This is a genomic window from Marivibrio halodurans (genome assembly GCF_017963645.1).
GTDB lineage: Bacteria > Pseudomonadota > Alphaproteobacteria > UBA8366 > Aestuariispiraceae > Marivibrio > Marivibrio halodurans.
This window is the reverse complement of the sequence record NZ_JAGMWN010000009.1, coordinates 1-24,131: the sequence shown is the minus strand read 5'-3', so window position 1 is coordinate 24,131 and position 24,131 is coordinate 1. Positions and strand designations below refer to the sequence as shown.

General features: G+C 63.1%; 22 protein-coding genes and 2 pseudogenes. 22 read left to right on the top strand and 2 right to left on the bottom strand.

Annotated features, from left to right (window positions below):
• Window positions 1-142: 142 nt before the first annotated feature.
• The 16 genes from KAJ83_RS16135 (at window position 143) to KAJ83_RS16060 (ending at window position 16,666) form a co-directional block, all read left to right on the top strand.
• Complete coding sequence (locus KAJ83_RS16135) at window positions 143-1,075, top strand: branched-chain amino acid ABC transporter permease (RefSeq protein ID WP_246484748.1); 933 nt, start codon at window positions 143-145, stop codon at window positions 1,073-1,075.
• Window positions 1,075-2,763, top strand: a complete 1,689-nt coding sequence (locus KAJ83_RS16130) for a branched-chain amino acid ABC transporter ATP-binding protein/permease (protein WP_210683143.1) — start codon at window positions 1,075-1,077, stop codon at window positions 2,761-2,763. Before KAJ83_RS16135 ends, KAJ83_RS16130 begins: the two co-directional genes overlap by 1 nt.
• Window positions 2,760-3,482 (top strand): ABC transporter ATP-binding protein, encoded by a 723-nt coding sequence (locus KAJ83_RS16125; protein WP_210683142.1) that lies wholly within the window; start codon window positions 2,760-2,762, stop codon window positions 3,480-3,482. The genes KAJ83_RS16130 and KAJ83_RS16125 overlap by 4 nt, the downstream gene beginning before the upstream one ends.
• Complete coding sequence (locus tag KAJ83_RS16120; protein ID WP_210683141.1) at window positions 3,469-4,833, top strand: amidase; 1,365 nt, start codon at window positions 3,469-3,471, stop codon at window positions 4,831-4,833. Before KAJ83_RS16125 ends, KAJ83_RS16120 begins: the two co-directional genes overlap by 14 nt.
• Window positions 4,830-5,747 carry a thiamine pyrophosphate-dependent dehydrogenase E1 component subunit alpha gene (locus tag KAJ83_RS16115; RefSeq protein WP_210683140.1) on the top strand — a complete coding sequence of 306 codons (918 nt, stop codon included), beginning with the start codon at window positions 4,830-4,832 and terminating at the stop codon, window positions 5,745-5,747. Before KAJ83_RS16120 ends, KAJ83_RS16115 begins: the two co-directional genes overlap by 4 nt.
• Entirely contained in the window at window positions 5,744-6,730 is a 987-nt protein-coding gene (locus KAJ83_RS16110) for an alpha-ketoacid dehydrogenase subunit beta (RefSeq protein ID WP_343222032.1), read from the top strand. Before KAJ83_RS16115 ends, KAJ83_RS16110 begins: the two co-directional genes overlap by 4 nt.
• Window positions 6,730-8,010 carry a phenylacetate--CoA ligase family protein gene (locus KAJ83_RS16105; protein ID WP_210683139.1) on the top strand — a complete coding sequence of 427 codons (1,281 nt, stop codon included), beginning with the start codon at window positions 6,730-6,732 and terminating at the stop codon, window positions 8,008-8,010. The genes KAJ83_RS16110 and KAJ83_RS16105 overlap by 1 nt, the downstream gene beginning before the upstream one ends.
• Entirely contained in the window at window positions 8,000-8,860 is an 861-nt protein-coding gene (locus KAJ83_RS16100) for an amidohydrolase family protein (RefSeq protein WP_210683138.1), read from the top strand. Before KAJ83_RS16105 ends, KAJ83_RS16100 begins: the two co-directional genes overlap by 11 nt.
• Window positions 8,860-9,615 (top strand): enoyl-CoA hydratase/isomerase family protein, encoded by a 756-nt coding sequence (locus tag KAJ83_RS16095; protein ID WP_210683137.1) that lies wholly within the window; start codon window positions 8,860-8,862, stop codon window positions 9,613-9,615. Before KAJ83_RS16100 ends, KAJ83_RS16095 begins: the two co-directional genes overlap by 1 nt.
• Window positions 9,612-9,986, top strand: a complete 375-nt coding sequence (locus tag KAJ83_RS16090; RefSeq protein WP_210683136.1) for a hypothetical protein — start codon at window positions 9,612-9,614, stop codon at window positions 9,984-9,986. Before KAJ83_RS16095 ends, KAJ83_RS16090 begins: the two co-directional genes overlap by 4 nt.
• Window positions 9,968-10,282, top strand: coding sequence for a MaoC family dehydratase (locus tag KAJ83_RS16085; protein WP_210683135.1), 315 nt, complete (start codon window positions 9,968-9,970; stop codon window positions 10,280-10,282). Before KAJ83_RS16090 ends, KAJ83_RS16085 begins: the two co-directional genes overlap by 19 nt.
• A 77-nt stretch (window positions 10,283-10,359) precedes the next feature.
• A complete protein-coding gene (locus KAJ83_RS16080) occupies window positions 10,360-12,381 on the top strand; it encodes an oxidoreductase (RefSeq protein WP_281413166.1) in 2,022 nt (673 codons plus the stop codon).
• Between the two features lie 154 nt (window positions 12,382-12,535).
• Window positions 12,536-14,206 (top strand): GMC family oxidoreductase, encoded by a 1,671-nt coding sequence (locus KAJ83_RS16075; RefSeq protein ID WP_210683133.1) that lies wholly within the window; start codon window positions 12,536-12,538, stop codon window positions 14,204-14,206.
• Window positions 14,207-14,225: 19 nt separating this feature from the next.
• Window positions 14,226-15,008 (top strand): SDR family NAD(P)-dependent oxidoreductase, encoded by a 783-nt coding sequence (locus KAJ83_RS16070; protein ID WP_210683132.1) that lies wholly within the window; start codon window positions 14,226-14,228, stop codon window positions 15,006-15,008.
• Window positions 15,009-15,063: 55 nt separating this feature from the next.
• Window positions 15,064-15,837 carry an SDR family oxidoreductase gene (locus KAJ83_RS16065; RefSeq protein WP_210683131.1) on the top strand — a complete coding sequence of 258 codons (774 nt, stop codon included), beginning with the start codon at window positions 15,064-15,066 and terminating at the stop codon, window positions 15,835-15,837.
• Between the two features lie 205 nt (window positions 15,838-16,042).
• Entirely contained in the window at window positions 16,043-16,666 is a 624-nt protein-coding gene (locus KAJ83_RS16060) for a TetR/AcrR family transcriptional regulator (RefSeq protein ID WP_210683130.1), read from the top strand.
• A 138-nt stretch (window positions 16,667-16,804) separates the two neighbouring features.
• Here the strand turns inward: KAJ83_RS16060 and KAJ83_RS16055 are convergent, their stop codons facing one another.
• Complete coding sequence (locus KAJ83_RS16055) at window positions 16,805-17,962, bottom strand: ABC transporter substrate-binding protein (RefSeq protein ID WP_210683129.1); 1,158 nt, start codon at window positions 17,960-17,962, stop codon at window positions 16,805-16,807.
• Between the two features lie 238 nt (window positions 17,963-18,200).
• A complete protein-coding gene (locus tag KAJ83_RS16050; protein ID WP_210683128.1) occupies window positions 18,201-19,088 on the bottom strand; it encodes a phytanoyl-CoA dioxygenase family protein in 888 nt (295 codons plus the stop codon).
• A 445-nt stretch (window positions 19,089-19,533) separates the two neighbouring features.
• Here KAJ83_RS16050 and KAJ83_RS19420 point away from each other — a divergent pair.
• The 6 genes and pseudogenes from KAJ83_RS19420 to KAJ83_RS16020 form a co-directional block, all read left to right on the top strand.
• A pseudogene (locus KAJ83_RS19420) lies at window positions 19,534-19,831 on the top strand (IS3 family transposase); the annotation flags it as partial.
• Between the two features lie 229 nt (window positions 19,832-20,060).
• Window positions 20,061-20,594: pseudogene (locus tag KAJ83_RS19415) on the top strand (toxin-activating lysine-acyltransferase).
• 278 nt (window positions 20,595-20,872) lie between these two features.
• Window positions 20,873-21,475 carry a hypothetical protein gene (locus tag KAJ83_RS16035; protein ID WP_210683125.1) on the top strand — a complete coding sequence of 201 codons (603 nt, stop codon included), beginning with the start codon at window positions 20,873-20,875 and terminating at the stop codon, window positions 21,473-21,475.
• Window positions 21,472-22,134, top strand: a complete 663-nt coding sequence (locus KAJ83_RS16030; RefSeq protein ID WP_210683124.1) for a hypothetical protein — start codon at window positions 21,472-21,474, stop codon at window positions 22,132-22,134. Before KAJ83_RS16035 ends, KAJ83_RS16030 begins: the two co-directional genes overlap by 4 nt.
• Window positions 22,131-22,718 (top strand): hypothetical protein, encoded by a 588-nt coding sequence (locus KAJ83_RS16025; protein ID WP_210683123.1) that lies wholly within the window; start codon window positions 22,131-22,133, stop codon window positions 22,716-22,718. Before KAJ83_RS16030 ends, KAJ83_RS16025 begins: the two co-directional genes overlap by 4 nt.
• 706 nt (window positions 22,719-23,424) lie before the next feature.
• Window positions 23,425-24,099 (top strand): hypothetical protein, encoded by a 675-nt coding sequence (locus KAJ83_RS16020; protein WP_210683122.1) that lies wholly within the window; start codon window positions 23,425-23,427, stop codon window positions 24,097-24,099.
• The last annotated feature ends 32 nt before the right edge of the window (window positions 24,100-24,131 follow it).

Here is a 24,131-nt window from a genome sequence, read left to right as displayed (position 1 = left end):
CCGTCGCCGAAGGCTGATCGTCGGCCCCGGAGACACGCAATCGGGTACGGGCCCTGGATCGCCCAGGCGCAGCGGACCCGGTCGAGCCGCGCCCAACAACATCACCGAAAACAGCCGACCGAACTCGGCACCGGTGGAAACCATGCGTGGGAGAAGCGCGCAATCAGGTGGAGGCACCAGTATGGAAGTTACGTTTCATATCTTTGCCTTAGCGGCAATTTACGGGCTGTTCGCATGCGGCCTGACATTGATATTCGGCGTGATGGACGTCCTTACCGTCGCGCACGCGACGGTGTTCGCCTTCGCGGCCGTCTTTTCCATGTATCTCGTGGGAGAGCTCGGTTTCGACTTCTGGCTCGGCTGCCTATGCGCGGTCGTCGCGGCGGGCGGCGTCTCGATCCTGGTCGACCGGATCGCCTTCAGGCCGCTTCGCTACCGGGCGCAAAGCGCCTGGGGAAAACATATCGGGCCACTTCTGACCAGCCTCGGCGTATCCACCATTTTTCTGGGCATCATGCGGGCATGGTTCGGGATCGACCCCCGCTTCTTCCCGAACGAGATGGTTGAGATCGAGCCGATCGTGATCGGAGACCAGATCATTCAACCCATCGGCATCGCGCTTTTCGCCCTGTTCGCCGCCTTGGTCGTGCTTTTGACCTACGCGCTGAAACGCACGCGTTGGGGCGTCGAGATGCGGGCGGTAGCGGAAAGCACGCATACCGCCGCGCTGTTCGGAATCAACGTCGAACGTCGTTTCATGGAGATCATGGCGCTTGCGGGCGTTCTCGCCGGGTTGGCCGCGATCGCCTGGGGCTTCGCCTTCAACATCGCCAGCCCCGAGACGGGCGCTTGGCTGGAGGTTAAGGCCTTCGCCCTGATCATCATCGGCGGCATGGGCAGCATCCCCGGCTCGCTCGTCGGCGCGATCGTGATCGCCGCGATCGAGGTTCTCGGCACCCTCTGGCTGCCCGAACCCGGCATGGCGCCGCTGATGGTGTTCGCCGCGCTGATCGTGATCTTGATCGTGCGGCCGCAGGGCTTCCTAGGCGAACGGGTCAAGGAAGGTGCGCGCTGATGTCCTTCCTCGGCATTTCCGATCCGCTGATCATCGGCATGGCCGTCGCGTCGGTTTCGGCGCTTGGCTTCTATATCGCCTTCGCCGCCGGGCAATTGAACGTGTCCCAGACGGGCTTCATGGCAATCGGCGCCTATTCGGTGGCGATGACGACGACGAAAGGTCTTTCGATAACCCTGGGCGTCCTGATCGGCATCGCCATTAGTTCCGCCCTCGGCGCGCTGCTCAGCGCCATTACCAGCCGTCTATCCGGCGTCTATCTCGCAATCGCGACGCTGGCCTTCGTCACCGTCGTTCAGCAGGCGATCTATATCACGCCCTTTCTCAAGGGGCCGATGGGAATATTCGGCATCCCGCTGGCGCTGAACGCCTGGCAAAGCGTGGCGATCCTCGTCGTGGTCGCCTTCGTGGTGTCGCGGCTGATGGCATCTCGGCTGGGATACGAGATGCGTATTCTCCGCGAAGACCCGATCGTCGCCCGCGGCGTCGGCGTGAACGAGATTCGCATCCGGATCTTCACGGGCGCGGCCAGCGCGGTTCTGGCGTCGATCGCGGGCAACATGCTGGCGCTGACGACGAGCTATATCGCGCCGGAGGAATTCGGCTTCCACCGCCTGATCGACATCCTGAGCTTCGGCGTGGTCGGCGGCACGGACCGCTTCTGGGGGCCGATCGTCGGCGCCGGGTTCCTGACCCTTCTACCGGAATACACGCGATGGCTTCAGGAATACCGCATGGTGCTGACCGGCGTCATCATCGTCGGTGTCGTCGTGTTGTTCCCCGAGGGGATCGCGGGCGGCGTCACGCGGCTATGGGTCCGGCTCCGGCCGCAACGGTCGAATCAGGATCTATCCTCGATTGGCGACGCGCGGCAGGAAACGGACGCCGTGTCCGATACCCGAGGCAACGCGGCCGCGTCCGGCAAGGTGTTGTGCAGCGCGTCGAACCTGCAAAAGCATTTCGGGGGCGTGACCGCCGTCGACGACATCAGCCTCGATCTGACCGCCGGCGTCGTTCAGGGGCTGATCGGGCCGAACGGCGCGGGAAAGAGCACCCTCGTCGATCTGTTGAGCGGGGAGCAGCGCACATCGACCGGACGCATCCTCGTGGAATCCGAGGATATAACGCCGCTTCCCGCCTATACCCGCGCCCGGCTGGGCGTGGTGCGGACCTACCAGCACAGCCGCATTACCCAGAGCATAACCGCTCAGGAGGTCGTATTCAGCGGGTGCCTGCTCGCCAGTCGGCCGAGTTCCCTCGGCTACATGCTCGCCCTTCCCTCAAGCCGACGCGTGTACCGTGACGCGACGGAAAAGGCGGAGTCCATTCTCCGCACATTGGGGCTGGGAGAGGTCGCGTCGCGATACGTCCGGGATCTCGGCTGGGAGGAACAAAGGCGGCTGGAAATCGCGCGCGCGATCGCGCTTCGGCCGAAAGTGCTCCTGCTCGATGAGCCGACCGCCGGCATGCATGCCGATTCCCTGCCGGCGTTCAGCCGTCTGTTGCGGACCCTGGCGTCGGACGGCACCGCGGTTCTCTTGATCGAACACAACGTCGCTTTCATCCGATCGACGGTCGACACGCTCTACGCGATGGATTCCGGAAAGATGATCGCCCATGGAGAGCCGGGCGAGGTCCTGGCGAATCCCTTCGTTGTCGACAGTTACTTGGGGGCTCGGAGCACATGAGCAGCTTCTTGGAAGCGAAGAATATCGCCGCCGGTTACCGTAATCGGGCCGTGATTTCAGGGTGTTCCCTGGTCGTCGAACCGCAACAGGCGGTCGCCCTGGTCGGCCGCAACGGCGCGGGAAAGACAACCCTGGTTTCCGCCATATCGGGGCGACTTCCCCTGATGGAGGGAACGCTTCAATTCGAGGGGACGGACATCGGCGGCCAGCCGGCCTATAAGCGCAGCCGGCTCGGCATCGCGCACGTCCCGCAAGGCCGCGAGGTCTTCGCCAAGCTCAGCGTCCACGAAAACCTGACGATCGCCTCTCGCCCCGACGCCACAGCGGAGGAATGGGAATTCATCTTCGATCTGTTTCCGGTGCTCAAGGAACGCTTGGAACAAAAGGCGGGAACCCTGTCGGGCGGCGAGCAGCAGATGCTGGTGATCGCCCGGGCGATCCTGATCCGGGCCAAGCTGATGATCCTGGACGAGCCCAGCCTCGGCCTCGCGCCAAAGGTCGTGGAAACCCTGTTCGAACAGATCAAGCTTCTGCGCGAAAGGCTTAACATCGGCCTGTTGCTCGTCGAACAACAGACGCGCTGGATCTGGGAGGCCGGAATCGTCGATCAGATCTACGTGCTGGGCGAAGGGACGATCGTGACATCGGGCAGCCCCAGCACGCTGAACGAAAAAACCATCGAACGAAGCTATCTGGGCACCATCGATGCCGACGGTTGATCGCATCCGGCCGATCGAGCAGGGCGCGCGGCCGACGCTGCGTGAGACCGCGCGCGCCATCGCTGCGCGGGAGCTCACATGCGTCGACCTCGCGAAATCCTGCATCGACGCGGCGGAGGCAAGCGAACCGGACATCCATGCTTATACGTTCCTCGATCCCGAAGGAGCGTTGCGCCGGGCCCGCGCCCTGGATGCCGAGATAGCGGACGGTGGGTATAGAGGCCCCCTTCATGGGGTTCCGATCGCGGTCAAGGACATAATCGACGTCGAAGGCATGCCGACGCGGGCAGGAAGCCAGGTCTTGTCCGAAGCGACCACCAGCCGGGCGGATTCGGAGATCGTCGCCGTGTTTCGGAAGCTCGGCGCGGTCGTCATGGGAAAGGCGAACACGCACGAATTCGCCTTCGGCGCGACGACACCGCCTACCCGAAATCCGGTCGATCCAAGAGCGATCGCCGGGGGGTCCAGCGGCGGATCCGCCGCCGCCGTCGCGGCCGGATCGGCTCGATTGGCCCTGGGCACCGATACGGGCGGATCGGTACGCTTGCCGGCCGCGCTGTGCGGAATCGTCGGCTTCCGCCCGAAGCCGAGGCCGGATATTGGAATGGGCGGCATCGTTCCCCTCGCCCCGGAATATGACCAATGGGGGCTGCTGGCCGAAACGGCGAACGACATAGCCCTGATTTGGCGGGCGCTCGCCGGCGACGACAAGGACGATGCGGGACCGGCGTCGCCGCCCTTCGTCGTCCCCGAAGACATCGCCGCGACCGTGTCGGGCATTGATGACGAGGTCGCGGAGGTTTTCGCGGCGACGGCGGCGCGTATCGCGAATGCCCGCGTCGCGATCCGCCGAACGACGCTTCCGGACTTGCGCGAAATCATGCCGTCCCGCATGGCGCTACAATTGCGACAGGTCTTGCAAGAACATCGCGCCGCGGGTTGGTGGCCCGCCGCGCGCGACCTCTACGGCCCGGAAACGCGGCACAATCTCGATATCGCGGAAAGTCAGGAGGCGCTGGACCTGAGCGACGCGCGCGGGCACGTCCGAGCCTTCGATGTCGTCATTGACGGGAGTTTTCGCGACGACGAAATCCTCATTCTGCCGACAACGCCCGTGGCGGCTCCGGATTTCGAGGAAACGACCCGGATCGCGTTGGCCGACGGCGAGCGGCATCCGCTCGTCAAATTGCTGGCATTGGCGACCTTACCCTTTTCCCGCCCGTCGCTGGCCAGCCTGACGATCCCGTGCGGCCGAACCGCACGCGGACGGCCGGTCGGCCTGCAACTCGTGGGACGCGACGAGACGCGACTGCTGCGCGCCGGTATCGGCGTGGAGGAGGCGCTGCGATGATCGCGCCCATTCGCCTGCGCGGCCGGTCCTTGGACGCCCGCGACTTCCTAACCGCCATGCAAACGATCCGGGGCGTCGAACTCGCCTTGCAGGAGGCATCCGTGGCTCGGGCGGTCGAAGGGCCGCTGCATGTTTCCCTGGGAGAGGAAGCCGTGGCGGTCGGTCTCGTCGCGGCGATGGATCCGCGCGATGTCCTCTTGTCCAATCATCGCGGGCACGGTCACGCCCTGGCGATGGGATTGGACGTCGCGACCGTGATCGCGGAGGTCGTCGGCCATCCCGACGGGTTTGCCGGCGGCCGCGGCGGCTCCATGCACATCTTTGATCCGGAATCGGGGTTTTTGGGAACCAACGGAATCGTGGGCGGAAACGCCGGCGTCGCCGTCGGCACGAGTCTAGCCCTGCAATTGGAAGGGGATCGCCGCGTCGCGGTGGTCGTGTTCGGCGACGGCGCGATGGGGACGGGGATCGTCTATGAATCGATTAATCTGGCGGCGCTATGGAAACTGCCGGTCGTTTTCGTCTGTGAAAACAACGGCTACGCCGAGATGACCCCGACATCGGTCCATCTCAGCTCCGCCCCGTCGGAACGCGCGCGTGGGTTCGGCCTGACCTCGATGGAAATCGACGGCACGGATGTCGAAAAGGTCGCGACCGGCATGCGCGCGGCGATCGAAACGGCGCGCGAGGGCGAACCGGTCTTCGTCGAGGCCGTCTGCTTTCGCTTCGGCGGGCACTACGCGGCGGACCCGGCGCGATACCGGCCGAAAGGTGAGGACGACGATTGGCGCAGCACCCGCTGTCCGATCGCGCTTCACGGCCGCCGTCAGGACATTCCCGACGCGGCGCTCGACGACGCGGTCGAGACCGTGCGCGCCGAGGCGGCGGAACTGGTCGCGGGGTACGCGGCGTGACGGCGAAGCTTTGGCATGCGATCAACACCGCGTTGCGCCACTCCATGACCGCCGATCCGCGTGTCGTCTTGCTGGGCGAGGACGTGGGCGCTCCGGGCGGCCCCTATGGCCTGACCCGGGGATTGCTGGACGAATTCGGCGCGGCCCGCGTCCGCGACACGCCGATCTCGGAAGGCGCGCTTTCCGGCTGCGCGGTCGGTGCCGCGATGAGCGGCCTGCGCCCGATCGTGGAGATCATGTTCTTCGACTTCATGACCCTGGCGCTTGACCAGTTGGTCAATAATGCCGCCAAGTACAGCTTCTATCAGGGCGGCGACGGCGCGCGCGACCGACGGTCCCTGCCCCTGGTTGTCCGAACCCTCTATGGCGGCCGCGCCAGCATGGGACCGCAGCATTCCCAATCCCTGGAAAGCTGGCTATGCCACGTCCCCGGCCTCAAAGTCGCCTTCCCGGCCAGCGCCCAGGAAGCCTACGGCGTTTTGCGCGCGGCGGTCGACGATCCGGACCCCGTGATCGTCATAGAGCCCATCGCCGGCCTGACCCGAGAATCCGACTTCGATGCGGACGCCTACCGGCCCGGCGACATGGCCCCCGGCAAGAGCCGGACCGTCCTGTCCGGGAACTCGGTGACGGTCGTTTCCTACGGTCCCGCGGTCGATTTGTGTTCGGAGGCGATCCGTACCATGGGCGTCGACGCCGAGCTTATCGACCTCGTATGGCTTCAGCCTTGGGACATAGAGGCCGTCCGGGCCTCGGTCGAGCGCACGAACCGGCTGGTTATCGTTCACGACGCCGCCGAGAACCAAGGCGTCGGCGCGGAAATCGCGGCGCGGATCGGCCGGGATGCCTTTTGGTACTTGGATGCGCCGATTACGCGGGTCGGCGCCCGCTTCTCGCCGATTCCCGTTCGTAAACGGGATTGGTCGGATGTCCTTCCGACAAAGGAACGCATCATCTCCGCGATTAGGGAGGTTGTTTACTGATGATCGATTGGCGGATGTCGTATCGCGATCTCCGGAATGCCCAGCGCGACGCGCTCGGCAGGCAGCTTCGCTGGGTCTGGGAAAATTCCGCATTCTACCGCGAAATCTGGGAGGCGTCCCCGGATCCGGGCCGGTTCGAGGATCTCCCGCTCGTTGAAAAGCAGGATCTGCACAAGGCCCTCTCCAACGGGTTTCTGGGCAGCAACCTGGCCTGCGCGGAATCAGAACTCGCGCATATCCACACGAGTTCCGGCACCAGCGGCAAGCCAACCTACTTCGGCCTGACACATGGCGACTATGCGGCATGGATGCGGATTTTCGCGCGCGGGTTCCAACTCGGCGGGATCGTCAAGGGCGACCGGGTGCTCCACGCCTTCGCGATCGGAAGGGGCTACGCCGGCGCGATCCCGATGGTCGACGCGATGGAGGAAATGGGATGCCTGGTCTTGCCGATCGGCGCGGAAGCGGGCTCGGTACGGCTGATCGACGCGATCCACCGGCTGCATCCGTCCGTGATCTACGCCTCGCCATCGATGGTGCGGCGATTGGCCCAGGCCCATATGGACGAATTGGGCATTCCTGCGTCCGAATCTTCCGTGCGCCTGATCCTGACGGGCGGAGAGCCCGGCGTCGGAGACCCGTCGTCGAAGCGGCAATTGAGCGAAGCCTGGGGCGCGGAGGTGCGCGAATGCGGCGGCGGGACGGATGTCAGCCCGCTGATGGTATCGGAATGCAAGGCCCATAACGGGCTTCACTTCGTCGCCGGAGACGAAGTGCTGTTCGAGATCATCGATCCCCAGACCGGTCGGATACTCGACCTGGAAAACGGCGCGGAGGGCGAAATCGTCTACACGCACCTGAACCGCCGGGCTAGCCCCGTCGTCCGCATGCGCCATGGCGACGTCGTGCGCGTCAGCACGGAACGGTGCGCATGCGGGCTCGAATCCCCCAGAATTTGGTTCAGTGGAAGAAGCGACGACATGCTGATCGTACGCGGCGTGAAAGTCTTTCCTGGCAGCGTGTCCGCCGCCGTCGCGCAGTTCATCCCGGAAGTGAACGGAGCCTTCGCCATCCGCCGATCGAAAACGGACGCGATCGAGAGCGTCCTTCGATTGGTCTGCGAAGCACCGCCTCAGGCGACCGCGACCGATCTGAAGTCACGGCTCGAAACACGTACGCGCGATGTCGTCGGCGTACGGGTCGAATGCGAACTCGTCCCTGTCGGAACCCTCAACAGCGACGGCGAACAGAAAGCAAAGGCGATACTCTATGACAACTGAATTCGGTGCCATCGACTATTGGTGCAACATGTTCACGCCGGAGGGGCTGAAGCGGCTCTATCTGGACCCGCCGGAATTTTCGTGGCCGGCCCAGAACTGGGCGATTCGGGACCGTCTGAACGGCCGATCGGTCGACGAATTTATCGCGATGATGGCCGAAACCGGATTCGGCCGCGTAGGGATACCGGCCGGGAAGGTCTATAACTGGCGCGAGCGTCACCTCGTTTGGAATCTCGGCGTAGAGGACATCGCGCCGATTGTCGATCGTCACCCGGAGCATTTTTTCGGTCTCTACGGGATTAATCCCTTCCTGCGCATGGACGGTGTGCGGGAACTCGAGTCGGCAGTCCTCGATCACAATGTCATCGGCGCGGTCATGCATCCGCACGGGTTCGGCCTGCCGCCGTATTCGTCGGAATGGTTCCCCTACTTCGCGAAATGCGTGGAACTCGACATTCCCGTCTTTTCGCTCGTGGGACACGCCGCGGAAGAAATGCCGAGCGAGCCCGGCCGCCCCCTGCATCTGGAACAGGTCGCACTCTACTTCCCGGAACTCCGCATCGTCGGCGTAAGCGGCTGGCCCTGGGTCGATGAGATGATTTCCATGGCCTGGAAGTTTCCGAACGTCTTTTACGGCACCAGCCAATACGCGCCGCGCCATTGGGCCGGCGAATTGAAATCCTTCGTGCGCCGCCGCGGCGTCGGCAAGGTCCTGTTCGGCACCGGGTTTCCGGTCCTCGACCACGCGGACGCGCTCGTGCAGATCGACGAACTTGGCCTGTCCGACGAAGCGCGGCGCGCCCTTCTCAGCGAAACCGCGAAAACGGTCTTCGGGAGTCGGCTGCGCTGATGTCCGAGGACCCGCTCATCGTCGAGAACGGTTCGGACGGCATCGCGCGGATCGCCTTCAACCGGCCGGATCAGCGTAACGCCTTGGATTCGGACCAATGGGACCGGCTGGGCGACGCCCTGGATCGGCTTGCCGCAGACGGGTCCGTCCGCTGCCTGATCGTGACCGGCCGGGGACGGACCTTCGCATCCGGCGGCGATCTGAAAACCCTGCTCGCCGAACTCGCCGACGAGGACGGGCCGAAACTGTTCCGGACGCGCCTGCATCGCTGTTTCGAAGGCCTGACGGCGTTTCCCGCTCCGACCGTCGCGGCGGTGAACGGGCCGGCCATCGGCGGGGGGTTGGAACTGACGGCGGCGTGCGATCTGCGTATCGCGGTCCCGGAGGCCAAGTTCGGAATGCCGGCCGCCCGTTTCGGCATGGTCATGGCGCGCGCGGAGTTCGTCCGGCTCGCCGGGATCGTCGGTGTCGACCGGGCCCGGATTCTGGCCATTACCGCGCGCGTTTTCGACGCGGCAGAAGCGCAGCAAATCGGCCTGGTGCATCGGCTCGTCGACGCGCGCGAACTGGATACGGCCGCGCAATCCGCGGCGCGGGAGCTCTGCTCGTCCGAACCCGAGGCCATCGCCTGGTTCCGCCGGGCGGCGCTCGCGCTCGAACGCGGCGGCGATCTCTCCGATTTGGCGGATTTCGAGGAGGAATGCCTTAAACGCCCGGTATTCCGCGACCGGGTGGAGGCTTTCGTCAAACGATGATCGAGGCGAGCGACGACAAGACGGTTTACAGCCGCGTCGAGGAAATCTCCGAGAGCGACCTGAACGCCTGCGCGGAGATTTCCGGTGAAGTCAACGATCCCCCGCTGGGCATCGCCTATGTCATGGCGCTGCGAACCGTCATCGGATCAGGGCTGTTGCCGGACGGCGCGATGATGCTGGGCCATCGCGCAACTTGGTTCGAAGCGCCGCGCCCCGGCAGATTCGAAACCGAAATGCGGTTTTCGGAGGCCGATCCGCCGCGAACCCGTTTTCAGCGAGTCGTCATCGCTTATCGGACATTCGACCGGAATCGCGGCGGCGAACTGGTCCTGGAACAGGAGCAGGAGGTGCTATGGCCGATCATCGGCTGACCCGCGATGCGATCCGCGACTACGCGGCCCTGTCGCACGATTTCAATCCGCTTCACGTGGACGAGGAAATCGCGGCGGCCTCGCCCTTCGGCGGAATCGTCGCCCACGGTTTCCTCCTGCTGACCGGGGCGCTCGACGCCGCCGGCGCGACGTCCGGTTATCCGAAAACGGTCGCATGCAAGTTCCGTCACCCCGGACGGCCGGGCGATACGCTCAGAGTCGTTGTGGACGGCGACGGAACCTTCCGCGTCCTTTGCGACGATAGGCTTCTGGTCGAAGGCCGAATCGAGACCTGAGGAGCGCGGGCCGATCCGGCATGTCGGCGGAATAATGACGGCCACCCGGCCGGCCGAATATTTCGGGAGGAGCGACAATGAAGTTTCCGCATCTTTTCAGCCCCCTGAAGATCGGGGGAATGACCATCCGGAACCGCCTCGTCATGGCGCCACATGGCGTGGTTTTCATGCCGGGCTACGGCAATGCCTACGAGCGTATAGTCGACTACCATGTCGAGCGGGCGAAGGGCGGTATCGGCCTCATGGTAATGTCGAACTTCATGATCCCGGATTCTTGGCGTCGTCTGGGCTCTTGGGACGGCGCGCTGACGACCAGCGCGCTTGGCAATCTGGACGATGTCAGCGACCCGGACCTGATTTCGCCCTATAGCAAGCTTATCCGAGGCGTCCACGAGAACGGCGCGAAATTCGTTTCCCAATTGAATGCCAGCGGGCGTCAACATGCGTCTCCAGGCGCTTTGAACTTCGGCATCCCACTATGGGCGCCGTCCGCGATCCCCTGCCCAAAGACCGGCGAAGTCCCGAAGGAAATGGACATCGGCGATATCGAGGAGTTCGTGGCGACCTATGTAAAATCATCGATGAACCTGCGCGAAGCGGGTGCGGATGGGGTCGAGATTTTCGCTGCCCAGGGATATCTGCTGCACGAGTTTCTATCACCGAGCACAAATCGCCGCACCGACCGGTACGGTGGCAGTCTGGACAACCGCATGCGCTTCCTCTTGGACGTCGTAAAGGCCGTCCGGAAGGCGGCCGGACCGGATTTCGTCATCGGTATCCGAATGAACGCGGACGATTACGACCCGGCCGGCATTACACCGGACGTCGCCGGGGAAATCGCCCGCCGGCTATCCGCCACGGGCGATGTGGACTACCTCAACATCAGCGGAATGACCTATCTGCAATATCCCGGCTGGATCGCGGACATGACCGCGCCGGAGGCGCAATTCGCGGACAAGGCCGGCGAGATTCGCGCAGCGGTCGACCTGCCCGTCTGCGTCGTCTCGCGCATCGGCGCCCCGGCCGTGGCCGAACGGATTCTGCGCGAAGGCCGCGCCGATATGGTCGGGATGGCCCGCGCCCTGATCTCCGATCCGGAGTTCCCGAATAAGGCCATGCGGGGTGACGTCGCGGATATCCGCGTATGCACCTATTCGAACCAGTCCTGCCTGATGGGCCGGGACAAGGGTTACGGGGTCGGATGCCTGCACAATGTCGCGGTCGGCCGGGAGGGACAGATCGGCATCGGGAAAATGCGCCCGGCACCCACGAAGAAGCGAGTCGCGGTGATCGGCGGCGGACCGGCCGGCATGGCCGCCTCACGGGTCGCGCGTGAGCGCGGGCACGACGTGATCCTGTTCGAAAAGCACGACCGTCTGGGCGGGCAAAACCTGATGACCGCCGCGATCGCCAGCCGCAGAGGCTTCGCCGAGGTCACCCGATGGCAAGCGCACATGCTGCGGAAAACCGGTGTCGATATTCGGCTGGATTGCGCGGCAACGGCCGAAACGGTGCTGGCGTTGGAGCCCGACGCCGTCGTCGTCGCCACCGGGTCGATACCGTGCCGGACCGGATATTCCGGATTCCGTCCCGGGGTCCCCGAACTGGCCGGCGTCCGACAGGAAAACGTGTTCACGGTGTGGAACGTGTTCGACGGCGAAACGGTTTTCGGACACGAGGTATTGGTCATCGACGACGACCCGCACCTTTCCGCCGCTTACGTGGCGGAACATCTGACCGACCTCGGCCATAGGGTGCGGATCGTCACGCCGAATCTACATGTGGCGCGCGACCTGCACGTCGCCCACGTCCCGGCGCTTTATCACCGACTGCGCGTCAAGGGGTTGGAAATCCACACGGGCACCTTGCCGGTCGCAATCGAGGACCGGCACATCCGCTGCGAAGACATCTTCAGCCACGAAGAAACGTGTTTAGAAGCCGACAGCGTGATCCTGGCAATGGGAAACGAGGCCGAGAACGGCCTCTACCGGGCGCTGAAGAACAAGGTCCCGGCGGTCTACCTAGCCGGCGATTCCCACGCGCCGCGGCGTCTGGACAACGCGATCGCCGACGGCGAGCGAACGGGGTGGATGATGTGAACGCATCCGCGATTCGAGCCGAGAGTCGTGGCGGAGCATTCATTTGGCTTGAAACAATACCGGTTGGTATTAAAATCGGCCAAACGAATAAACACGGTCGGGAACTCGCGGATTCGCGTGGTACTGACGGCTGGCATGGGTGGAGCGTCGCAGCGTGAACGACAATGAGTGTTTCGACTATGTGATCGTCGGCGGCGGTACGGCGGGGGCACTGCTCGCCAACCGGCTGACGGAGGATTCAAAGACGACCGTCTGCCTGTTGGAGGCAGGTCCGCCGGACAATCATCCCTATATCCACATCCCGGCGGGCTTCATCAAGATTCTCTCCAACCCGTCCTACACATGGCCGTTCCAAAGCGAGCCGAGCGCGGGAACGGCGGGTCGGGCGATTCCCGCGACGCAGGGAAAAACCCTTGGTGGTTCGAGTTCCATCAACGGAATGATCTATAACCGCTGTCAGCGGAACGACTACGATCATTGGGCCCAGTTGGGGAACGCGGGATGGGGATACGACGACATCCTGCCCTACTTCAAACGCTCGGAGCGCCGACTGGGGGGCGACGATCGGTACCGGGGGCACGATGGAGAATTGGTGGTCAGCGACAGCGATTGGCGCCATCCGCTTTGCGACGCCTTCATCGAAAGCGCCGTAAGCCAGGGCGTGCCGCGCAACCCGGACTATAACGGCCCGACACAGGCCGGGACCGGATATACCCAGCGGAACATCAACCGCGGCTGGCGATGGAGTTCGGCCCGCGCGTTCCTGCGGCCGGCCAAGGGGAGGCGCAATCTGGAAATCCGGACCGACGCCCATGTCATGGCGGTGATCTGCGAAGGTCGTCGCGCGATCGGCGTGCGGCATGGTCGCGCCGGGCACCCAAACACGCGGAACACGGTAACGGCGCGCCGCGAGGTTATCGTTTCCGCGGGCGCCATCAATACCCCGAAGCTGTTGCACGTATCCGGCATCGGCGCGGGCGACATGCTGTCGAGCCTGGGCATCCCCGTCGTTCACGACCTGCCCGGCGTCGGCGAGAACTTCCAGGATCACTATTGCGTCCGCTTGGTCATGCGCGCGAAGGGCGTCACGACGATCAACGAAAAGTCGCGCGGTCCGCGCCTGGCGGTCGAGGTCGCGCGCTGGATGATGAAGCGCCCCAGCATTCTCGGTCTCAGCCCGTCGGTCTCCTACATGTTCTGGAAGTCGAACGAGGCGCTCGACGCGCCGGACCTGCAAGCGGTCTTCGCCCCGGCAAGTTACAAGGCCGGGATCGTCGGCGAGTTGGACGAATTTCCGGGCATGACCCTCGGCTTCTACCAGCAGCGTCCGCAAAGCACTGGATACGTCCGCGCCCGGTCCGCCAACCCATTCGAAAAGCCGCTTATTCAGCCGAACTACCTTGCGAGCGAAACGGACAGAAACGTGCTCGTCGCGGGTTTGAAGCTGGGTAGACGCGTACTTGGGGCCCCGCCATTGGCGCCTTATGTCGTAGGAGAGGAGCTTCCCGGCCCACAAACGCGCGCGGACGAAGACCTGTTGGAATACTGCCGAAACGTCGGCAGCACGGTATACCACTTCGCCGGGACCGCCCGAATGGGCCCCGCCCAGGACCCTCGATGCGTCGTCGACTCACAATTGCGGGTGCACGGGATGGACGGGCTTCGCATCGTCGACGCGTCGGTCATGCCGACCGTCACTTCGGGCAATACTTGCATCCCGGTCCTGATGATCGCGGAAAAAGCAGCGGACATGATCCGGGGCCGATCGGCGCCGGCCGCGGAGACGCCGGACGAACCCGCCCAGACCGCCGCCGCGCGGCGATAATGAATAGGAGGAGAAGAACATGCAGTTGGACGGTAAAGTCGCGGTCGTAACCGGCGCCGCGCGCGGAATTGGTCTTGCCTGCGTCGAGCGTTTTCTGAGGGAAGGCGCGCGGGTCGTCTTGTCCGATGTCGACGCGGAAGCCGGGACCGAAGCCGTCGAGGCCCTGACCGAGCACCGCGACCGGGTCGTCTTTCAGGCATGCGACGTAGGCAACCGTGGCGAGGTGGAACGAATGATCGGCACCGCGGTGGACCGGTTCGGGCGGGTCGATATCATGATCTCCAACGCGGGCATGACGAGCGCGGCGGAATTCCTGGACGTAACGGAGGAATCCTTCGACCGCGTCGTGCGCGTGAACCTGAAGGGCGTTTTCCACTGCGGCCAGGTCGCCGCGCGGCAGATGGTCGACCAGGGTACCGGCGGCGCGATTGTCAACACCGCGTCCGTCGCGTCGGAATTGGCGATGCCGAACCAGATCGCCTACGCGGCGACAAAGGGCGCCGTTCGTCAGATAACGAAGGCCATGGCGCTCTCCCTCGCGCCTTACGGAATTCGCGTGAACGCCATCGCGCCGGGCAGCATCGAAACTGAGATGATCCGTAGCTTGGCGAAGCAGGACCCCAGCTTCAAGAACACGATCCTGTCGCGAACGCCGCTGCGGCGGCTCGGCGACCCGTCGGAAATCGCGTCGACGATGCTGTTCCTGGTAGGCGACGACGCCTCCTACGTCACGGGTCAAACGCTCTTCGCGGATGGCGGCCGACTTTCTCTCAACTTCACCGTCCCCGTCGACGCCGCCTAACGACGCGACCGCCCGTCCGTCGCGCCGAAAGGAGTAACGAATGACCACCGGAGCAGTGCCGCGCACCGCCGTCGTCACCGGCGCCAGCAAGGGGATCGGCCGCGCGATCGCGGAAGAGCTTGCCGCGAAAGGATACCGCCTCGTTCTCGTGGCCCGCTCGGACGATCTTCTTCGAGGCATCGTCGACGATCTGACGGCGCGCTTCGGCGCGGAAGTCCACGCCCAAGCCGCCGATCTGACCAATCCCGATCGGATCGACGACGTAATCGACGCGGCGACATCGGCGACGGGTCGACTCGATCTATTGGTCAATTGTGCCGGCGCGACGAAGAGCGGCGATTTCTTCGCCCTCACGCGGGAGGATTTTCACGAAGGGTTTGCCCTGAAGTTCCACGCGGCCGTCGACCTGACCCGCGCAGCCTGGCCGGCGCTCGTCGCGTCCGGAAAGGGGCATGTCGTCAACATCATCGGTTTTCGTGCTCGCACGCCGAGCGCCGACTACACGATCGGCGGTCCGACGAATAGCGCGCTTGCGAATTTCACCAAGGCCATGGCGGAACGCGGGGTGCGGGACGGCGTTCGGGTGAACGCCGTTCACCCTGGCCCCATCGAAACGGATCGGATTCGCGGTATCATAGACGAATACGCGGCACGCACCGAGACGACCGTCGAGAACGCGCGCAGCGCGGTCTTAGGGACTTTCGCGGTTCCTCGTTTCGGCCGCCCCGGGGAAATCGCCGCAGCCGTATTGTTCTTGGACTCCGATGGCGCTTCGTATATCAACGGCGCCATTCTGGACATCGACGGCGGAGCGACGAAGGGCCTTTAAAATATCATTCGTATTTCGACCATGGGTAATCACTCGAAACGCCGAACCCCGCGCGTTTCAGCCATTTTCCCCGAAAACCGAATATTGCTCTTGGTAACTTTTGCTAGAGATGCCAATTTTTCATAGGATCGGTAGATTTTTCTACTACAATGCAAGGTAAGGCATAGTAGACTTTTCTACTAGAATGTAAGGTGAGGCTTAACGGATGAGTTCACGCTACGATCAGGCCCTCGGCATCAAGGGGGAAATCGCCGCGCTGAAGCGGGAAAGGGTGATTAGCGCCGCAGTCGATCTGTTTTACGAACGTGGGTACGACAACACCACATTGGATGCCGTCGCGGAGCAGCTCGGGGTCACGAAGCCCTTCATTTACTCTCATTTCGGATCGAAGGCCGAGCTGCTGGCCGAAATTTGTTCGCGCGGGATCAATTCGTCCCAGGCCGCATTGGACAGCGTTCTGGTCCTGCCGGACTCGCCGACGGAGAAACTGGCTCTGATATGCGCCCGGTTCGTCTCCGCCGTTTTGGAATCCCAGAAGCATATTGCGATTTTCGCGCGCGAAGCGAAGAACCTCAACGACGAGGATCTGAAGCGCATCAGCACCCAGCGCCGGAAATTCGATCGCGCGTTGACGAAGCTGTTAGACGAAGGGGTCGCAGCCGGGGAGTTCTCCATCGGCGACACCCATTTCGCCGCGCTCGCCATTCAGGGAATGATCAGCTGGGCCTATGTATGGTATCGTCCCGATGGTCGGCTTTCGATGACCGAGCTCTCGGACCAAATGGCGGAACTCGTCCTGCGGCTCGTAGGCACGGCGCCAAAATCGTAAGGGCCCTCTCCAACCGCGTCCGACCCCGACGGCATCCTCGCCGTAAGCGTTCCACCGACCAATCGGAATCGAAAAAATGGGTGGTCCCAATCGGGGACCGCCCTATTAGTATGGCAAGTTGGTGTAGGGAAGGAAGTTTTATTGTTCGAGCTTGACCGGCTTCCCGTCCTTGTACTTGTACAGGATTGGACGTTCCGCGGCCGCATCCCGAAGACCGCCGTCGATCTTCTTGAATTCGACCGGAACGCCGAGATAGCTGTAGCCGCGCATCGCGAGAAGACCCTTCTGGACGCCCTCGCGGGTGAATTCCTTCGAGTTCTCGATCGCTTCCTTCAGGATGTAGACGCAGTTGAACGCGTTGGCCGACAACGCCGTCGGCTCACGGTCGTATTCGGTCTTATAGTCGGCGATGAATCGTTGGTTCAATTCCGACGTATCGGCGGGATCCCAGGTCGCCGCGACGATCAGGCCCTCGACTGCGTCGCCGGCGGCCTCGACCAGCGTCGGCGCGGTGAAGGCGACGTTTCCGACGATCGGCACGTCGATCCCGTTCTGCCGCATCTGCCGCAGCAACAGCGCGGCGTCGGTCGCGAGCGCCGCGACGAAGACGGCGTCCGGGTTCTTCTCCTTGATCAGTAGAAGCTGGGACTTGAAGTCGACCGACGAGGAGTCGTAGCCGACCACCTGAACGACATCGACGCCGACTTCTTCCAGGCTCTCGTTGAAGGCCTCGTATCCCGTCGTCGCGAAAGCGTCGTTCTGGGCGTACATGATCGCCGCGGTCTTCAATCCGAGCGCCTTGGCCGCATACTCGGCTGCCGCGGGCAGAAGCAGTTCCTCGGGCACCCCGATGCGGTGCACGTAAGGCCCGATTTGCGGAACGCCCTGGGCCCCATTATTGGGGGCTAGCACGGGCAGGCCGGCGGCCACGGCGGCCGGATCGGCCGCGAAAGCCTCGCCGCTGGATGTCGGCCCGACGACCGCGATCACGTCGTCATTTCCGATGAATCCCCGAATGACCGACTGGGCCTGCGTCTTGTTGAACGCCGTGTCCTGTTGATCGAGGATCACCTTTCGACCGAGTATGCCCCCGTCGGCGTTGATGTATTTCACGGCGAGCTTCATCGCCTGGTCCTGATCGATCCCGTAGGGCGAACCCGGACCGGAGGTCGATACGAACGAACCGAACTTTACAGTATCCTCGGCCACCGCCGTGTGGGCCACGGCCAATCCGACCAACGATGCCACGGCGGCACCGAGGATTTTTCGGCGTGAAAGCCTCAATCCAATATCCACGATACATTCCTCCCTCTATTGTGCCGCGGTGGCATTATCACCTTATCCGCGGATCGTTTTCGGTTTATCGATACCTAACGCTCTCCTTCGGGCGGAGCGTATTCCCCGCCTCGCACTGTTCTTCGATTTTGTCGGATTCCTAGACGGAACTCACGCAAGGGCAGGGTTCGGCCGGGGTCCGGCGCCGCCCCGAATGGCCGGCAGCCGGTCCGGCGGCCTTACCTCGCCGACAGCGACGTCATTCCAATCCCTTCGTGAAGTCGTTGAGACCGCATACGTCGCGTCCGCGCACCAGATAAAGACGCCGCGTATGGTTCTGAAACGCTTCCACGTCCTTGTACTGGTTGGCGTCGTGATCGTAGTGGCTCGTCGACGGGATATACCGCATCGAATAGGCCGCGCGCGCGCGGTTGCCCTTGTTATGCCGCGACCCGTGGATCGTGAAGATGTCGAAGAACACCATCTGCCCGGGTTCCAGTTCCACGTCCTCGGCGGTGCTTTCGTCATACTCGCTCTCGTCGAGCGTCCCCGCGTTGAAGATCAGATCGTCACGTTGTTCGCGGCGGTGCGACCCGACTTCCTTCCTCTGGTGGGAGCCGGGAATGAACCGCAGGCAGCCGTTGTCCTTCTTGCACGGAGAAACCGCGATCCACACCGAGGTCGTCGCCATCGGCGTGATCGGCAGGAACCGTGCGTCCCGGTGCCACGGCGTGGCCGGGCCTTCCTTGGGCGTCTTGTAGAACAAGGTGGCGCCCCAAAGGATGATATTGGGGCCGATCAACTGCTCCATCATATCCAGGATATCCGGATGGGTGGCGAAATCCATCCATCCCGGCTCCGTCTTGAGATTGCGGTGTCCGCCGCTTTTCATATGCGGGCACGCGAACAGCGAATCCGTGATATGCGGATTCCAATCCACCAGCCGCTCGCTCATTTCCGCCAGGCGGCCGAGCGTATCCGGATCCAGACGGTAGTTCGGTACCATGAACCCGTCTCTGTTATAGGCGTCGATTTCATCCTGCGTGAGGATTCCCGGCCCGCCAGCGGCGGACGCTTTCGGAACGAAGTCCCTCGCATAAGCCGAAATTTCGTCTCGTGTCAGGATGCTGGTCGTTACTGCGCTCACAACGTTTCCTCCTTCCGTTCTAGGACTCTAGCGTCTCAACCCGAAACACGCCCACCCACAGGTCGCGAACCGATCGGCGCTAACACCCCTTTTGTGTCAGCTCCGCTTACGGCGGATGGGATGAAATGCTGATACGGATTTATTTATACTATATGGTAGCCATGTCGTCCGTTCGTTGTCAAGTTGGAACAGGACGCAGTTTCTCCAAACGCAGTAGTTGGGCGAGCGAGCCGTTTGGATTGACTGTGATCTGCCCCCAAAGGATCGGAGCATTTTAAGCTGGAATTTTCTAATTATATCCTATGAGATAGGCTTGGAAGGTTTCTATGAATAAATTTAAGTTTTATAAGGCGCATATTTCAGTTAATTTTAATAATTATGGAAAAAATATCAGTATAGGTGAGATGGATTCTAAAAAGATCCGCCACCTACTTCGCGAATAACCGATATGATCTTCGTCTTTATTTCAAAGAGCCGAGGAATTTGGCCGGCATCTTGGATGTGCGGAGCGCTTGGTGTTTCGCGGAGCGGCTTCCATGCCTGGTTAATCCGTGCGCCGTCCCGGCGTGCTCGCGAGGACGAGGCAATCGGTGCCAAGGTCCGTGCCTGCTATGTCGCCAGTGACCGCACCTACGGCGCCCGGCGGTTCCGGCACGATCTGGGCCGTGGATATCTCCTGCGGCCTGCACCCTGTCGAGCGGGTCATGTGGGCGCAGGGGCTGCGGGTACGGCCGCGCCTCAGAAACCCTGGTGAGAAATGCGGGCTAAAGGAAAGCGATCCAGTTTTCGGGGATCAGATCAATGGCTCTTGCGGAGATGACGTGCACGGGGTTGCACAAGCGACGATACGCCGCCTAGCGAGAGAGGGAGGGCGGGAGTGATGCACTTTTTAGCAGTTTTTTTTCTTGTGCGCTCTGCTAAGGTGCTCGAACTTACGTCGAGAAATTAAACTTAGTCCGTTGGTTGGAAATCATGACATTAGACGCGAGAAAAAATGAGTTGCATGACCAAGAAACGGACGGCCCCGAACATGAGAACCGGGTGGAGCCTGCAGAGGCGCGGGAAACCCTGCGCAACGCGCGTTCCGCGCAAATGGCGAACCGTTTTGGCGCGGCGGCGTGGCTCTTCATGAACTCCGCCTCTCATCGCCATCTTTTGCTATCGGACCTTGAATGGCTGCTCGTTCCGGCCTTGCAGTTGGAGCAGTGTCGGATCATTCGCAGCGACGGGTTGCCGGTGGCTTACGCCGCCTGGGCCTAGGTATCGCAGGAGGTGTTCGAGGAGCTTGAAGCGGGCAGATCGCGTCTGCGCGTCGCGGATTGGCGGTGCGGCGAGATTCCAGTCGCGATCGATCTCGCCGCGCCGTTCGGCGGGGCGGACCCCGTGCTGGCTGCACTTGATCGAGAGGTCTTCGACGGCGCGGAGCACTTCGTCATGACGACGGATCCCGAGACAGGGAAGCGGATGATGCGGCGCGCGAGCGGTGTGGGCGCGGACGAAAGATGAGCGATCGACGCAGGGCGGATAGTCTGGCAGCGTCCGTCTCTGCAATCCGCTGATCAAGAAGCCGGTCGCGGAACTCCCAACGTTGACGGAGATCCGGAAGCCCTGAGCGACAGACGCCGCCGACCGGCGCAGGAACTGCGGATGGCCCGGGGCCCCTTCACCCAAGACTCCCCGACCCAGACTGGCGGGCGGCGCAAGACTGATGCCCCGTTGCATGGCGCGCTGCAACAATAGCCTTTCGGGGCGGAGGACCGCCCCCCATGGTGTGAGGAGACGGCGTGCAGACCAAAAGCCCAACCGCTGAGTCGGACGACGCACGGCCGCTCACGGCGGTGGATCTGTTGGTGCGGGACGTGCACACGGACAAGACCGTCGTCTTCATGGCCGACCCCGTTATCGGTTGGTATCTATGCGGCCCGACGATCGGCTTCTTGTGCCTATCGGTCCCCCTGGCCGCGGCGGGGGCGGTGCATCTGGGCGCGCTCACCCTCGGCGCGGCGCCGGCCTCGGCGCTAAGCGTCGCCATCGCGGTGATCGCACTGGTTGCGGCGGCGGTCTCCTATCTTGCGACGCGGCTGTTCCGAGTCGCCTTGCGGCAGGCCCGGATGGGCGAGGTGCTGCATGTCGGCCCGGAGGGACTGAAGGTCCCGGGCGCCGAATTGGCCGTTCGGTGGGACGAGATCGAGGAGGTCGTCTATCGCGATTTCCTCTTCTTCGCCGTCTTCGCCCGTCTGATCGTCCGCGTGAAGGCCGACGGCGCGCGGCCCGCACATGACCTTTCGGCCTTCGTCGGGCTCAATTCGGCGTCGCCCCTCGTCATCGAGCCGGTCCTACAGGCCGCGCGCGAGCGATATCTCGCCGCGCCGGAGGAGGGAGCTTGACCAAATACACCCCGGAAACACTTCCCGAGCGTCTGGAGGAGGATGACGAAGTCGTCGTGTCCGTCGATGCGCTAGGACTCGTGCTCTCGGCTTCCTTGTGGATCGCCGGCCTCGCCGTCTCTGTCGGCTTCCTCGGCTTTATCTTCGCGGGCGCCTTTAGGATGCTTCTCACCGCACCGACGCTTGATCCGGCGACGGTCTTGGCGAGCGTCCAGGAGGCTGAAGATAAGGTCCGCGTGGGGGTGCTCTTGTTTCCGCCCGCCGTCATCCTTTGTTCGCTTCTCCTCATCTTCATGGGCGGTCTGCTCCGGCAAATCGGGCGTTCGGTCTTGGCGGGCTATTCGATCGTCTTTTCGAAGAAGGGCGTCTCCTTTCCAGGCGCGCCGACGATCCCGTGGTCGGATCTGTTTCTGTTCGATGTAAGTCCCGGCAGTGTGACGCTGCAGTCTTCAGCGATCCTGGTGGGCGTCCGCGATACATCGCGCGATGCGCGGCGCATCTCCTTCACCGTTCATCGAATGGTGCAGCCGTCGTTCCCGCCGATGATCGCCTACGCCCTGTACCGCTGCCGTGACAGCTGGGCGCCCGGGCACGAAATCTGCGCGAAACCCTATCCGGCCCCGCGCGCGTGGACCTCGCCGGCGGAGCGGGACGCATGACGGACGAAAGCGGCGCGCCCGACGGCGGCGCGGCTCCGGCGCGTACGGGTTCGGACCAAGAAGGTCCGCATGCGCTGATCAAGGCTTTGCAGGCCGACCTGCGGGCCGGGCGGCGCATCCTGTTCCGACCGTCCCAGATCGCTGGCTGGTCGTTGATCGTGGCGATGCTGTGGCTGCTGGGCTTCCTTTGCCTGATGGCCGGGTCGGGGGCGACGCGGATTTGGCGAGCCGTGCACGCAGGCGCCCTTCTATCGCCGCTTACCCTTTACGCAGGCTTCCTGATCGTCGCGCTGTTCGCGGCGGCGCGGCCTTTGATCCGACTGCTGCTGTCGACCTATCGACAGATGCGTACCGAGGCCGTGTTTTGGATCGGGCCGCAAGGCGTCGGCGTTCCCTGGCGGGGCCTCGAGGCTTCCTGGGATGAGATCAAGGATATCGCCTTCCGCGATTGGGGCCTGTTCGGCGCGCTCGCACGACTGGACATCGAATGGCGCGGGGAGGCCGCCGCCAGCCGTCCGCCGAGCCGAATCTTCGTCGGCGTGGTCTCGGCGCCGGGCGCTCCCTTCTCGAGGGCTATGCGGTGACTTTATCGAGAGAGGGCCTCTCGTTTCCTGGGCGCCCGACTATTCCCTGGCGCGAGATTCTCGTTTTCAACCCTAAAGCGAAGCGGTTGTCCTTCCTTGCTGATGCGGTTCTCATCGCTCAACACCACGCGGACGGCGACGGAACAGGGCTCTCTTTCACCGTTTACCGCATGATTCACGCCTCTGATCCCCAGACGATCGCGCATGCCCTTCAAAGCTGCTGTGCGCAGTGGGCGCCCGGCCCCCAGATTTCCAGGAGAGAACCGACCTAGCCCGTGATGTCGATCACTATAGGATGCGAAAAATATATGAAGTTCAGTATCTTAAAAGAAAAGTAATGGAGAGCGTATCGCGATGGTTGCGAGCTACCAAAAAGGGTTAAAATAATTACAGACACGTTTTAGGGTGCGTCGCCGCGACGTCGCAAATGGGCGGGGGCGCTTGTCATGACGACCGGAAACGGGGCCAATTCAGGCTCACACAGCATTTTTGACTTTGATTTCTCCAAGCTTACGACCTTCACGCCATATATAATGCGGTAGCGGCGTCTCTCGATCCTCTCCGTGCGCTTCGCCGCTTGGCTCCGCTTTCGGTTGACGCCGCCGGCGCAGCGTCGGGGCGGAGCCCGATCAATCCTCAAATTGGCCACCCCGCGCCCGCTGCAACTGTGGCGGCTGGAGAAGGTCTCGCATCGCAGCTTGCCGCCATGGACGCGGTTCCCGCTCCCGCTCCCGCCAGCGATGCGGACGCAAGCGGAGAAGGCGAAGTCGGAGCCGTATCCCCCGAGGGTGCCGCGGAGACCGAAGCCGACCCGAAAAGCGAGCCGCGCCAAGGCGTTCGGACCCGCGCGCCGAGCGACAGCTTCGGCGACGACGGCGGCTCCAGCGGCTGGAGCGGCGGCGGGACGGTCGGGAGCAGCGGTTCGAACGATACGCTCGTCGGCGGGGCGGGAGACGACGAGATTTTAGGAAGCGGCGGCGGAAGCGGACCGGCGCCGACAGATAGCGATGAATATGACGATGTCACGAGCTTCGACGGGTTTTCAGAGTCTGTAAAAGACTATGGTGGCGACATCGGATCGGGGCTGGGGGCTGCGAAGGCGGTTGCCGAAAGCATCACCCTGGCCGCCCCGACGCTCAATTCACCAAACGGCCCCCAACCTAATCCCGCCGCAAATTATCACGGCGCGCTGAAATATGCTCCTAGGGTGGCTACTTCAGCCGCGTTAGTCGCTTCCCCGCCCCGCCCGCTAACAAATGCGGGCTCATCTGCTTACCCTTTGCTTACCCGCATGCAAAAACGGCTTAGCCTGTTATGGGCTAAGCCGTTGATATTATTGGTTGCGGGGGTAGGATTTGAACCTACGACCTTCAGGTTATGAGCCTGACGAGCTACCGGGCTGCTCCACCCCGC

What these genes read in the sequence shown, in the direction of transcription:
- KAJ83_RS16120 (WP_210683141.1), top strand. Translation starts at nt 3,469, where the DNA reads ATGCCGACGGTTGATCGCATCCGGCCGATCGAGCAGGGCGCGCGGCCG.
- KAJ83_RS16130 (WP_210683143.1), top strand. Translation starts at nt 1,075, where the DNA reads ATGTCCTTCCTCGGCATTTCCGATCCGCTGATCATCGGCATGGCCGTC.
- KAJ83_RS16100 (WP_210683138.1), top strand. Translation starts at nt 8,000, where the DNA reads ATGACAACTGAATTCGGTGCCATCGACTATTGGTGCAACATGTTCACG.
- KAJ83_RS16025 (WP_210683123.1), top strand. Translation starts at nt 22,131, where the DNA reads ATGACGGACGAAAGCGGCGCGCCCGACGGCGGCGCGGCTCCGGCGCGT.
- KAJ83_RS16105 (WP_210683139.1), top strand. Translation starts at nt 6,730, where the DNA reads ATGATCGATTGGCGGATGTCGTATCGCGATCTCCGGAATGCCCAGCGC.
- KAJ83_RS16125 (WP_210683142.1), top strand. Translation starts at nt 2,760, where the DNA reads ATGAGCAGCTTCTTGGAAGCGAAGAATATCGCCGCCGGTTACCGTAAT.
- KAJ83_RS16060 (WP_210683130.1), top strand. Translation starts at nt 16,043, where the DNA reads ATGAGTTCACGCTACGATCAGGCCCTCGGCATCAAGGGGGAAATCGCC.
- KAJ83_RS16080 (WP_281413166.1), top strand. Translation starts at nt 10,360, where the DNA reads ATGAAGTTTCCGCATCTTTTCAGCCCCCTGAAGATCGGGGGAATGACC.
- KAJ83_RS16095 (WP_210683137.1), top strand. Translation starts at nt 8,860, where the DNA reads ATGTCCGAGGACCCGCTCATCGTCGAGAACGGTTCGGACGGCATCGCG.
- KAJ83_RS16070 (WP_210683132.1), top strand. Translation starts at nt 14,226, where the DNA reads ATGCAGTTGGACGGTAAAGTCGCGGTCGTAACCGGCGCCGCGCGCGGA.
- KAJ83_RS16115 (WP_210683140.1), top strand. Translation starts at nt 4,830, where the DNA reads ATGATCGCGCCCATTCGCCTGCGCGGCCGGTCCTTGGACGCCCGCGAC.
- KAJ83_RS16090 (WP_210683136.1), top strand. Translation starts at nt 9,612, where the DNA reads ATGATCGAGGCGAGCGACGACAAGACGGTTTACAGCCGCGTCGAGGAA.
- KAJ83_RS16020 (WP_210683122.1), top strand. Translation starts at nt 23,425, where the DNA reads ATGGACGCGGTTCCCGCTCCCGCTCCCGCCAGCGATGCGGACGCAAGC.
- KAJ83_RS16085 (WP_210683135.1), top strand. Translation starts at nt 9,968, where the DNA reads ATGGCCGATCATCGGCTGACCCGCGATGCGATCCGCGACTACGCGGCC.
- KAJ83_RS16135 (WP_246484748.1), top strand. Translation starts at nt 143, where the DNA reads ATGCGTGGGAGAAGCGCGCAATCAGGTGGAGGCACCAGTATGGAAGTT.